Source organism: Streptomyces malaysiensis subsp. malaysiensis, from assembly GCF_040653035.1.
GTDB classification, from domain to species: Bacteria; Actinomycetota; Actinomycetes; order Streptomycetales; family Streptomycetaceae; genus Streptomyces; species Streptomyces malaysiensis.
In genome coordinates this window covers 79,548-91,136 of the sequence record NZ_JBEZNG010000002.1, presented here as the reverse complement: position 1 = coordinate 91,136, position 11,589 = coordinate 79,548, and the positions used below count along the sequence as shown (strand labels likewise).

At 66.6% G+C, this 11,589-nt stretch carries 10 protein-coding genes; 8 read left to right on the top strand and 2 right to left on the bottom strand.

All coding sequences use genetic code 11. The features are described 5' to 3' along the window. Nucleotides 1-347: 347 nt before the first annotated feature. From AB0E24_RS04550 to AB0E24_RS04525, 6 genes are all read left to right on the top strand, one after another. Nucleotides 348-1,418 (top strand): PP2C family protein-serine/threonine phosphatase, encoded by a 1,071-nt coding sequence (locus AB0E24_RS04550; protein ID WP_359374880.1) that lies wholly within the window; start codon nucleotides 348-350, stop codon nucleotides 1,416-1,418. 403 nt (nucleotides 1,419-1,821) lie between these two features. Beyond that, nucleotides 1,822-2,886 carry a LacI family DNA-binding transcriptional regulator gene (locus tag AB0E24_RS04545; RefSeq protein ID WP_206331031.1) on the top strand — a complete coding sequence of 355 codons (1,065 nt, stop codon included), beginning with the start codon at nucleotides 1,822-1,824 and terminating at the stop codon, nucleotides 2,884-2,886. 162 nt (nucleotides 2,887-3,048) lie between these two features. Beyond that, a complete protein-coding gene (locus AB0E24_RS04540; RefSeq protein WP_359374877.1) occupies nucleotides 3,049-4,005 on the top strand; it encodes an ABC transporter substrate-binding protein in 957 nt (318 codons plus the stop codon). Between the two features lie 74 nt (nucleotides 4,006-4,079). Beyond that, entirely contained in the window at nucleotides 4,080-5,645 is a 1,566-nt protein-coding gene (locus tag AB0E24_RS04535; RefSeq protein ID WP_359374876.1) for a sugar ABC transporter ATP-binding protein, read from the top strand. Next, nucleotides 5,638-6,711: an ABC transporter permease subunit gene (locus AB0E24_RS04530; protein WP_147964619.1), complete on the top strand. Its 1,074-nt coding sequence runs from the start codon at nucleotides 5,638-5,640 to the stop codon at nucleotides 6,709-6,711. The genes AB0E24_RS04535 and AB0E24_RS04530 overlap by 8 nt, the downstream gene beginning before the upstream one ends. A 49-nt stretch (nucleotides 6,712-6,760) precedes the next feature. Further along, nucleotides 6,761-8,110: a hypothetical protein gene (locus AB0E24_RS04525; protein WP_359374874.1), complete on the top strand. Its 1,350-nt coding sequence runs from the start codon at nucleotides 6,761-6,763 to the stop codon at nucleotides 8,108-8,110. Between the two features lie 92 nt (nucleotides 8,111-8,202). Here AB0E24_RS04525 and AB0E24_RS04520 read toward each other — a convergent pair whose 3' ends face one another. Then, entirely contained in the window at nucleotides 8,203-8,655 is a 453-nt protein-coding gene (locus tag AB0E24_RS04520; RefSeq protein WP_079260229.1) for a DUF6640 family protein, read from the bottom strand. A 5-nt stretch (nucleotides 8,656-8,660) separates the two neighbouring features. Beyond that, complete coding sequence (locus AB0E24_RS04515) at nucleotides 8,661-9,347, bottom strand: TetR/AcrR family transcriptional regulator (RefSeq protein WP_347235161.1); 687 nt, start codon at nucleotides 9,345-9,347, stop codon at nucleotides 8,661-8,663. Between the two features lie 376 nt (nucleotides 9,348-9,723). Between AB0E24_RS04515 and AB0E24_RS04510 the strand changes: the two genes are divergently transcribed. Together AB0E24_RS04510 and AB0E24_RS04505 are read left to right on the top strand one after the other, a co-directional pair. Beyond that, nucleotides 9,724-10,362 (top strand): TetR/AcrR family transcriptional regulator, encoded by a 639-nt coding sequence (locus tag AB0E24_RS04510; RefSeq protein ID WP_359374872.1) that lies wholly within the window; start codon nucleotides 9,724-9,726, stop codon nucleotides 10,360-10,362. Between the two features lie 5 nt (nucleotides 10,363-10,367). After that, a complete protein-coding gene (locus AB0E24_RS04505) occupies nucleotides 10,368-11,366 on the top strand; it encodes an NADP-dependent oxidoreductase (RefSeq protein ID WP_079255748.1) in 999 nt (332 codons plus the stop codon). Nucleotides 11,367-11,589: the final 223 nt, after the last annotated feature.

The window sequence follows — 11,589 nt, the reverse complement described above, 5'->3', positions numbered from 1 at the left end:
TCGCCATCGTGCCTGTACCGGGGCGCTTCGCGATCGGACCGAAAATCGATGTGAGGCAGGCCGTACGACCATGGTCCGGCGCAACGACGAGCCCCCTTGTCCGGGGGCAACGGACACTTCCCGCTGGGGGGCGGACTGTCCGGGAGCGGGCGAATACGGCCTTTATTGAAGTCAGCAATCAAGTAGCGAACGGGAGCGAATCTCTCGGAGGCTACGGAAGCCATGGCGGGGTTGTCGCCCCGCGTAACCGGTGGTGTCGGGTGTATGCAGGAGATATGCGTCTTCGGTACGACCCGGCTCGTTCTATCAGGCCACAGTGGTCGAGTCCGTTGCTGCTTGCTGTTCCCGTGGGCCTCATTGTGGCGATCACACTGGTCGACATCAACACTCCCGCGACCATCCCGTTCGGCCCCTTCCTGGTCGCGGCACCCGCGATCGCCGCGTCGTTCGCGGGCCCAGGGGAGACCGCCATGATCGGCGCGCTCGCCGTCGCGGCCCAGGTGTTGCTCAGCCATGTGCAGGGCGGTGTGATGACCTCGCCCCATCAGGTACAGCTCGGCGCACTGGTGGTGATCTCGGCGCTGGTGACGGTCCTGCGCTATGCGACCGACCGGCATCTGCGCCGGCTGAGCCTGGTGCGCTCGGTAGCGGTGGCGGCCCAGGAGGTGCTGCTGCGCCCGCTTCCCGGCCGGGTCGGACCACTGTGCATCGCCTCCGTTTACCACGCGGCTCAGGAGGAGGCGCAGATTGGCGGTGATCTATACGCGGCCGTACGTGTTGAGGGCGCGACGCGGCTGGTCATCGGGGACGTCCGCGGCAAGGGACTGTCCGCTGTGGGGGACGCCTCAGTGCTGATCGGTGCCTTCCGCGGGTCCGCATACTGCAATCTCTCGCTGCCCGGTGTGGCCGCCCACCTGGGCAACGCGGTTTACTGGAATTGGATCCACTCCGGCGAGGACTCCCAGGAGACCTGGGAGTCCTTCGTCACCGCCCTGGTGCTGGACGTCTACGACGAAAGCTGTGTCGCCGGAATGGTGAATTGTGGCCACCCGCCGCCCCTTCTCGTTCATGGCACCGAGATCACCATGCTCGAAACCACCGACCCCGCACCGCCGCTCGGACTCGACATGGTGTCGGAATGTGACTTCACGGCCGGGATGTTCTATTTCGAAGACGGCGATCTTCTGCTGCTCTACACCGACGGCGTCACCGAGGCCCGCGACTCCACCGGCACTTTCTACCCGCTCCCCGCTCGCCTTGCTGCCTGGAAAGGCAGCACTGCCCAGTCCCTGGTGCGCTACCTCCAAGCCGACCTGCTTCAGCACGTCGGCGGACGCATCAACGACGACGTGGCCATTGTCGCCATCACCCGCGCGGCCACCATTCCGGGCGCACAGCAGCGTCGAACCGCACGCTGACCGTGGTGACCTGCGCATTACCGGGAGCGTCCGTCACTCGATAGCGCCCCTACTACGGATGAGGCCGCTACCTGGAGTGGCCGGCTTCGCCGTGGCCCCCGCAGCCGGGGTCACCCGGCATGGGCGGCAGCGGCGGGTGCCGCCCGGGCCGTCCGTTCCCGCTGTGGCGGTGCCACCGGCGGTGTCGATCGCCGCCCGTGCGAGAACTCCGGCGCCGGCGTCCGCCCGGGTCTGTGCCCGGGCGGGGGAAGTCTTCGGCACGGGTGGTGCTGCGACCACGTGGGTCCGCGAATCCCTGAGTGAACTCTTGACGTGCCGAGGGGGGCGACATACGGTCACGCCTAATCGTTTAGGGCAGGCTGGTGACAGCGCGCGGCGATCATCCTAATCGTTTAGTAGAGCGGTGCCAGAAGTGACAAAGAAGCCCACATTGCGCGATGTCAGTCGTGCTACCGGTTTGTCTGTCTACACGGTCTCGCGTGCGCTGAGCAACCGCGACGGAGTGTCGACAGCCAGCAGGGAACGGGTGCTGAAGGCCGCCCGCGACCTGGGGTACGTGCCGAACCGGGCCGCCCAGGAACTGCGGCGGAACACACGCAGCTCGGTCGCCGTCATCACCGCCAGCACCTCCAACTACTACTACCTGGACTTGATGACCGGGATCCAGCGCACCCTGCGTCTCTCGGACCGTGCCGCGATCGTGGCCGATGTCGCCGCGGAGGGCGTCTACACCCGCGCGGTGGAGGATTCCTTGGTGCACGACCTGATCCAGTCACGGACCGCCGGGGTGATCGCGACGCTCACCCTGAGCCGGCGGAGCATTCAGTTGCTGGAGAAGTGGGATATCCCCGTGGTCTTCGTGGACTCGGCGCCACCCGAGGGCGCGGACCGGGTGCCGAGCATCACCACGGACAACATCGGCGCCAGTATGAAGGTCGGTGCCCATCTGGCCGGCCACGGCTACACCGACTGGCTGTTCCTGGCCTATCCGGCGCGCTGGTCGACCCGCGCACAGCGTGAGCGCGGGCTGTGTGAGGCGGCATCCGCCTACGGCGCCACGCTGGAGGTGCTGGAGAGTGAGAACGACACGGCGTCGGCCTACAGCACGCTGAGCCGCTACCTGGACACCCCCGGCCGTACCCTGCCGCGCGTCATCATCGCCGGCAACAACCCGATGGTGCACGGTGCCCTGCGCGTCCTCCAGGACCGGGCGGTCAAGGTACCCGACGAGGTCGCGATCGTGGCCTTCGACGAATTCCCCTGGGCCCCGCTGCTGGACTCTCCACTGACCGTGCTGAACGAGGACAGCGAGACCATCGGCGTGCTGGCCGCACAGATCCTCACCGGGATCATCGACGAGCAGGTGGAGGCCGAACGCCTGGGCAAGGCGACCACACCCGTCTATCGACCCGAGCACCGCCAGGAGATGACGGCCGACCTCATCATCAGGAAGTCCTGCGGCTGCTGACCCGCGCAGCGCACCGCAGCCGGACCACGCGCCCCGAACAGCCCCGCCGGTGAACCCGGCACGCTCACCAATCCTCCGGTTCCACATCGACGCGACCGTCATCCGCACAGCCACACGTCTGCCCTCTTGGGCCGCAGACGAGCACCCGAAGGAACGCACAGCATGAAGTCGATCACCAGCAAACACGTCATCGTCGCTTCGGCCGCCCTGGTGGCGCTGAGCCTGGCCGGCTGCACCTCCGGCGACAACCGGGCCCAGGGCAAGCCTGAGAAGATCAAGAAGATCGGTCTGATGGTCCAGGACATGTCCAACCCGTTCTTCTCGGCCATGGACAAGGGTGCCAAGCAGGCCGCCGCCAAGATCGGTGCCACCGAGAACACCCAGGATGCCCAGCTCGACCTGGCCAACCAGAACAACCAGATCGACACCTTCATTCAGCAGGGTGTGAACCTGATCATCGTCAGCGCCGTCGACGGGAACGGCATACAGCCGGCGATCGAACGCGCCAAGCGGGCGGGCATCGTTGTCATCGCCGTCGACACTCCCGCCAAGAGCGCCGACGCTGTGATCATGACGGACGCCGTGCAGGCCGGTGAGAGATCCTGCGACTATCTGTTCAAGGAGATCGGAGGCAAGGGCAACGTCCTGATAGTCGACGGCACACCGATCCAGACGATCCGCGACCGCATCACCGGCTGTAAGAAGGCCATGAAGCAGTACCCCGGGATCAAGGTCGTGGGGCACCAGTCCTCCAAGAACGACCGTGCGTCGGGCCTGGCCGTCACCACCGACATGCTCACCGCCACCCCCAACGTGCAGGGCATCTTCGGAATGAACGACCCCTCGGCCCTCGGTGCGGTCCTCGCGGTCACCCAGGCCCACAAGACCGGTCGGGTGAAGGTCACCGGGGTTGACGGGAGTCCGGAGGGGGTGGCCGAGCTCAAGCGTGCCAGGTCGCCGTACATCGGCACCGCCACACAGAACCCGGCCGAGATGGTTCGGCGTGCCGTGCAGGTCGCCCAGGACATCGTCCGCAACAAGCCGCCGAAGGAAACCACGATCCTCATCCCCAGTGAGCTGGTCACCCGGGACAACGTCGCCCACTACAAGGGCTGGTGAGAGACCGACGGCCACATGGTGCGGGCACTCGAGAACAGCCGCCCGTCACCGCCTGACCACCGGAAGGCGTACCCATGACAATGTCGCGTCCCCAGCCCCAGCCCCAGCCCCAGCCCCAGCCCCAGCCCCAGCCCCTGCTCCGTCTCGCGGCCGTGGCGAAGAGCTTCGGCCCCACCCGGGCCCTGGACGGGGTGGACTTCGACCTCCGTGCGGGTGAGGTCCATGCCCTGATGGGGGAGAACGGCGCCGGGAAGTCCACCCTGATGAAGATCCTCGCGGGCAATGTACAGCGGGACGCCGGACGCATCCTGCTGGACGGCCAGGAGATAGAGATCCGCTCGCCCGCCGACGCCGCCGCCCACGGCATCGCCATCATCCACCAGGAGCTCAACACCGTTCCGGCCATGACCGTCGCCGAGAACCTCGCGCTCGGCCGCGAACCGCGCAACCGGTACGGAGCGCTCGACCGGCGTGCGATGCTGGCCTCGGCCCGGCAGAAGCTGGCCCGCATCGGTGCGGACATCGACCCGCGCCGCGAACTGGGCGAGCTCAGCGTGGGTAGGCAACAGATGGTGGAGATCGCCCGGGCGGTCAGTGAGAGCGCCCGGATCCTTGTGCTCGACGAGCCGACCGCGGCCCTCTCACGCGCCGAGGCGCTCCATCTGTACGGCCTCATCGGCGAGATGCGCGCCGCGGGCACCGGACTCATCTACATCAGCCACCGCATGGAAGAGGTCTGGCAGCTCGCCGATCGGGTCACCGTCTTTCGCGACGGCACCTTCATCGGCACGCGGGAGAAGGACCGGATCAGCCCGCCGGACGTGGTGCGGATGATGGTGGGCCGCCCGCTGGACGACCTCTACCACCGCGATTCACGCTGCGCGGGCGACGTCGTCCTGGACGTCCAGGGGCTGCGCGGCGCTGACGGCACGGGTCCGGTCAGCCTCCAGGTCCGGGCCGGTGAAGTCGTGTGCCTGGCGGGGCTGATCGGTGCCGGCCGGACCGAAGTGGCCCGGCTGATCTTCGGCGCGGACAAGCCCTCCGGAGGCACCGTCACCGTCCATGGCAGACCGGCCACCGCCACCAGCCCCGCCCGGGCGATGGCGGCAGGAATCGCCATGGTCCCCGAAGACCGCAAGAAACAGGCGCTCTTCCTCGACCACTCGGTGGAGGACAACATCGCGGTGAGTTCGCTGGCGGGCCACGTCCATGCCGGTGTCCTCAAGCGCGAACGGATCCGCGGCGCCGTCGAGGACCAGATGCACCGGCTGCGACTGCGCCATAGCGCGCTGCGCCTCCCGGCCAAGGCCCTGTCCGGCGGCAACCAGCAAAAGGCCGTCCTCGCGCGCTGGCTGATGCGCACATGCGACGTCCTCATCCTCGACGAGCCTACCCGCGGCGTCGACGTCGGAGCCAAGAGCGAGATCTACGAAGTCATCAACGAGCTGGCCGCTGTCGGCAAGGCAATTCTGGTCATCTCCTCCGACCTGCCCGAGGCGATCGGCATCAGCGACCGCATCCTCGTGATGCGCGCCGGGCAGATCGTGCACGAACTCCCCTCACGCCATGCCACTGAGGAAGACGTGATGTTCCACGCCACCGGGACGGTGGCGCACGCCCATGGAGAAGACAATGAGTGACCACTCTCCCAGCCCTCGGCTCCAGGTGAAACCGGAGTCCACCGCCGAATCGCGGCGCGGGCCGGTGACCTCGTCGGGCTTCGACTTCGCCTACTGGTGGGACCGGGTGGGCATCCTCGTCGTCCTTGTCGTGCTCACCGCCCTGATGGCGGCCATCGCCCCCAACTTCGCCACTGTCGACAATCTGCTCAACATCGCCCGGTCGATCTCCATCAATGCCATCCTCGCGGCGGGTATGACCTTCGTGATCCTCACCGCCGGGATCGATCTCTCCGTCGGCTCGATCGTGGCCGTCTCCGGCATCGTCGCGGTACTCACCGCCACCTCCGGCCTGCCCTCGCCGGTCGCTGTCGTCGTCGGTGTGCTCGTCGGCGCCGCCGCCGGTGTCGTCAACGGCCTGCTGATCGCATACCTCTCCCTCGCCGCGTTCATCGTGACGCTCGGCACGATGACCTTCCTGCGCGGCCTGGGCTATACGATGACCGACGGTCAGCCGGTCGTCTCCAACGTCCTGAACTTCCGTGACCTCGGCAACGGCTACATCGCCGGGATCCCCGTGCCCGTGGTGATCATGGTGATCGTCTACCTCGTCGCCTGGTTCACCCTCGAACGCACCCGCTACGGCAAGCATGTCTACGCCGTCGGAGGCAACGCGGAGGCCGCCCGCCTCGCCGGCATCAACGTGCGGCGGGTCACCACATCGGTGTATGCCATCGCCGGTGCCTGCGCCGGCCTGGCGGGCGTCATCTTCGCCGCGCGCGTGGTCTCCGCCCAGCCCACCGCCGGCACCAGCTACGAACTCGACGCGATCGCCGCGGTCGTTCTCGGCGGGACCAGTCTCATGGGCGGGCGCGGGCGCCTCGTCGGCACCCTGGTCGGCTCGGTCATCCTCGGTGTGCTGAGCACGGGACTCATTCTGATGAACGTCCAGTTCTTCACCCAGCTGCTGATCAAGGGCGTCGTCATCATCCTCGCGGTGGCCATCGACAGCCTCAAGCGGCACCCGCTGCGACTGCGCCGCCCATCGGCGGCCGGCGCCGCGACCGCCACCACGCAGCGGAGCTGAGTACTCTCCCCGGCCCAAGCCACCGCCCCACACAGCGAGAGGAGCGACCGTGGCTCTGCCCGTCGTCGTCATCACCGACCCTCTGCCGGGCCGCCGCGTCAGCGAACCCCTGACGTTCACCGTCGACGCCGCGCTCGAAGGAGACCTGTGGACCGCCCGCACCGACACCGGCGAGGAGGTGCTCTGCCAACGGCTGACCGCCCCGGCCACCCCGGGGCGCACCACCTTTGTCGCCGTCGTCTCGTTCGAGCAGCGGGTCGAGCTCACCCTGGCCGGACCGGCTCAGAGTGCCGGCGACGGCATCCGGACACGCGAACCCCAGGAACCAGACGCGTTCGTCCGCCTGGACACCGGCTACTTCGACCTGGAGATGTGCACCGGGACCGCCCAGGGCACCGGCGCCTCCAAATGGGGACTACGTCACTTCGGCGCCGTGGCCGAGGGTGTGGACCTCCTGCCCTCGGGCAACAACGCCATCGGCGGCTTCTACGGGCCGTTCTTCACCCCGGAGAACGGACTCATCAACCCGCCCGAGCACACCACCGTCGATATCGAGGTGGTCGAGCAGGGACCGGTCCTGCACCACTACCGGATGCACGGCACCGTCCCCGACGGCCTGCTCGAAGAGCTCCGGGGGAAGACCTTCTCCATCGACTGGCGATTCACCCACGGCACGCCGTACTTCACCCGCAGCTACCGAGTCGACGACTTCCAGGCGGTGATCAACGGACGCTCCGTAAGCAACAAGATCACCGTGGGTGACGAGTTCGAAAGCGGCGCCGGCGACATCGTCTTCACCCGCTTCGAGGCATACGACGGGACGCGCTACCGCGCCGGTGACCCCTACGCCGAGGAGTTGAAGACCATGGTCGGCAAACTGCTGGCCTCCGGAATATCGGCCACCGAGAAGTTCGAGACGTTCAAGTCGCTGCTCACCGGTGATTTCGACTCCGCGCACTGGGATCTGTACTGGCGGCTGTTCAGCACCTGGGAAGGTGCCCTGCCCGATGCCGACATCGGAAAGTGCCTCGGCCAGGTCAGGGCGGCGTCCCATGTCCGGGCCGACCTGAACGACCGGCCCTGGACGTTCGCCCGCGACGGCGTCGACGTGTCCACGCTGGCGGACGAGACGATCTTCGCCGGACCGGCGACCAAGACCGTCGAGTACCACCCCCGGTACCGCCGGGCGATGGTCTGGTGGACCTCTCAGGCATCAGGGGCATTCCAGGTCGTCCAGCGACGCCAGTCAGGCTGGGTGAACTGGGGCACCAACGGCGAGAACGAATGCCCGGAACTGCCCGTCGGGGTCGAGATCAAGACCGCCTACGGATCGTTCGTCGAAACCTGGACCACAGTGGCCGATCAATTGGAAAACCCGCCGCACGTCGCCGTCGGCTGAAGAGAAAGACGGGAAGAGAAGCGCCGCAGTCGCAGCACACGGCCACGCGACGGTGCCGGCTCACCGGTCAGGGCTGCCCTCCCGCGGCTACATCAAAGGTGCTTGAGACGCCGCCTTTCCAAGAGATATCCCAGAGCAACGGCGCACAGGGAGGGCAGGGCAACGACCGCCTGCGGGAATTTCCTCTCCTTTTCGTGTCCACAGTCGGTCTCTTCTCCCTCGCAGTCGTTGGCCGCGCTGGTGCCAGGATAGGCAAGGGCAGAAATCTGCGTGAGCCAATACATACTGGCGGCCGCAGCGCCGTTCTTGAGATTATGCTCCGCATTCCCGTTCGACTTCCAGATGTTATAAATGGTAAGTGTACCGAGAGCGACTCCCGTGCTCATTGTCTGAGCATTGTGGAACTTGGCATGAGGAGGCCAGGTGGGGTTGTAGATATGGGTTTTATTCCAGTCTGCAATGTAGGGGCCGACGGCTGTTGTGAGGGCTGCCAGAGAGATGAGGGCGCGCCCGGCGGTGAAACGCCTGTCCGCAGGAGTGGTCATGGTCATTATTTCCTTCCGATTTTTGCATCGGGATAAATTTCGCGAAGAAACTCCGAGCGCGCGTGATCAAAAGTCATCAGTGCAGTTGAAGCAGCCGATTCCACTGCACGGGAATCAACTGGCGTGGACGGCTCGAGCAAAACTCGCGAGACATCAGAAAGCATTACATCTGAGTCTTCCACGCCAAATTGGCGAGGATCGACAACGGGATCGTTCGCGTCCATGTGAAACATCCCCTCGACCATCGCGAGCAGCGCGTAGATCTGCGTTCCTGCGGATAGGTCGGTTCGTATCAAGCCATGCTCACGCAGAATTGGGATGCTTTTCACGAGCAGTGGGACCGGGCCGATCGTGCTTCTGATCCTCCGGATGTCAGGGTGTTCCTTGAACCAGCCAAGCAGTTCAGAATCCTGGGTTTGCATGGCAACAATGAACGGGTGTTTACGAACTGTGCGCCGCATCAGGGGAAGGAAGCTGTGCGGGACGATGATGTTCGCGTCTGCCGCAACGGAGGTATGGACGGTCTCGAGCATCGCCATCGCATCCCTGGCGTAAAGGTCGATGATGAGGCTCTCTTTCGATTCCCAATAGAGGTAGACCGTTCCCTTGCCTACACCGGCGAGGGCGGCAATATCGGCTATGGCAAAACCTCGCGGTCCATGACGGAGAAGGAGTTCTCGGGCGGCATCCAAGATGCGCTGCTCCTTCGGAGCCTTCCGATTGGCTGTACTCACAACCCCACCGCCGGTGCTCGCTGCCGCATCGTTCGCCTGTCCATGCTCATAGACTCAGGATGGCATGACTGATCGGATTGGTCATTTGGTCAGTGATGTGATCCGGGGCACAGTCTCTTGGCTCTCAAGGCAGATGCACGTCCGCGGGCGACTCAAGCGCGGTTGTACGGGGAACGGCCGTCCCGCTCATCAGTGGACGAGCCGCCCCTGTCTCGGGGCGATGACTGCTTCCCCGGTTCAGGGCCGATGCACCTGTTCGGCACCGACTCAATGTGCACACTGCTTACATCGACTATGTTGTGGATGTAAGCAGTGCAAACTTGAAGTGAGTGTCATGACGAGGGCGGGCGGCTCGTACCACCACGGCGACCTGCGGGTCGCTTGTCTGCGTGCGGCGCGCGAGCTGCTGGAGGAGGACAGCGGCGGCGGGCTCTCGCTGCGCGCGGTGGCCCGGCGGGCCGGTGTGTCGGCCACCGCTCCGTATCGGCATTTCCCCGATCGGGAGGCGTTGGTCTCCGCGGTCGCCGCGCAGGGGTATCGCGAGCTCGCGGAGCGCCTCGCCGAGGCGCATCCCGCGCCCGCGACGCCGGAGGACCTCGCGGGCGTCGCCGTGGCCTATGTGCGGTTCGCCCTCGCGCATCCGGCCCTGTTCCGGGCCATGTTCTGCGAGCCCTGCGACCCGGGCAACGCCGAACGGGCCGCGGCGACCGCCGCCGTCTCGGCGTACGTCCACGCCCTCGTTCGACGCGCTTTCCCCGGGAGCGGCACCTGTTCGGACCAAGAGGCCGACCTCGAAGGGCTGGCCACCGCCGTCTGGGCCCTGGTGCACGGCCTCGCCTTCCTCCACCTCGACGCCAAATTCGACACCTCCACCCCCGAGGTCGTAGCCGACCGGGTCCGAGCCGCGGTCCACGCGCATCTCGGCGTGACCGCGCGACGGTGCCGGAACACGCGCAACGGCGAAAGCAGGTAACTCCCATGCAGGCATACGTTCTCACCCGCTACGGAGACACGAACGCGATGGAATTGCGCGACGTCCCCCAGCCCACGCCGGGCGCGGGCGAAGTGCTCATCCGCGTGTACGCGGCGGGCCTCAACCCCGTCGACTACAAGGTCCGCCAGGGCAAGATGCGGATGCTCACCCACCTCGACCTCCCCAGGGTGGCGGGCAGCGAACTGGCCGGTGTGGTCGAGGAGACCGGCCCGGGCGTCACACGTCTCGCCGTCGGGGACCGGGTGTTCACCAGGGTCGACAAGCAAAAGCTCGGCGCGTATGCCCCCTATGCCGTCGTCGACGAGACCTTTGTGGCGAAGATGCCCACGTCCCTGGAGTTCACCGATGCGGCCGGGCTCCCGCTCGCCGGGCTGACCGCCCTGCAAGCGCTGCGCGACGAACTGGCCGTCAAGACCGGTGACAAGGTCTTCATCTCCGGCGGCGCCGGCGGCGTCGGCACCCTCGCCATCCAGCTCGCCGTCTGGCTCGGCGCGAAGGTGACCACCACTGCCTCGCCCCGCGGCGAGGACCTGGTCCGCTCCCTCGGGGCCGAGAGAGTGATCGACTACCGGACGCACAAGTTCGTGGACATCCTGCACGACTTCGACGGAGCGTTCGACCTGACCGGCGGCCAGGACCTGATCGACAGCTTCGCCATCCTCAAGCCCGGCGCCAAAACCGTCTCCATCGCCGGCATCCCCGATGCGACGACCGCCCGCGACATAGGCGCCGGCCCCCTGGTGACCGCCGCGCTGACGGCGGCCAGCGCCAAGATCCGCCGCGCGGCCCGGCGCCGCGGCGTCGGCTACCGGTACATGTTCATGCACCCCAGCGGAGACGACCTCGACGTACTGTCCGAACTGGTCGACACGGGCACCCTCACGACGGTGACCGACCGCGCCTTCCCCTTCGAGCAGATCCCCGACGCCTTCGCCTACCTGGAACAGGGCCACGCCAAGGGCAAAGTCGTTGTCCAGATGTGAACCCCACGCCCCAGCGTGAACCGGACCCCATCCGGCCGCCACGTCGTCCGCATCCGAAGCGCGCCGACTACACCGAAGAACGCTCCTACAGTTCTGCCGCCAGCGGCGGCTTCGACGTCACCGAATTCGCCTGCCGCGTTGACGCGGCGGCCGCGAGGTCAGCTCGGGGCTGAGCTGACCGCGCGTGAAGAGTGGCCTGCCGCTGACCCCACTGGGCCAAGTG

Bases quoted from the DNA above. Each gene is read 5' to 3' on its own strand.
- AB0E24_RS04530 (WP_147964619.1), top strand. From the start codon at position 5,638: ATGAGTGACCACTCTCCCAGCCCTCGGCTCCAGGTGAAACCGGAGTCC.
- AB0E24_RS04535 (WP_359374876.1), top strand. From the start codon at position 4,080: ATGACAATGTCGCGTCCCCAGCCCCAGCCCCAGCCCCAGCCCCAGCCC.
- AB0E24_RS04505 (WP_079255748.1), top strand. From the start codon at position 10,368: ATGCAGGCATACGTTCTCACCCGCTACGGAGACACGAACGCGATGGAA.
- AB0E24_RS04520 (WP_079260229.1), bottom strand. From the start codon at position 8,655: ATGACCACTCCTGCGGACAGGCGTTTCACCGCCGGGCGCGCCCTCATC.
- AB0E24_RS04510 (WP_359374872.1), top strand. From the start codon at position 9,724: ATGACGAGGGCGGGCGGCTCGTACCACCACGGCGACCTGCGGGTCGCT.
- AB0E24_RS04540 (WP_359374877.1), top strand. From the start codon at position 3,049: ATGAAGTCGATCACCAGCAAACACGTCATCGTCGCTTCGGCCGCCCTG.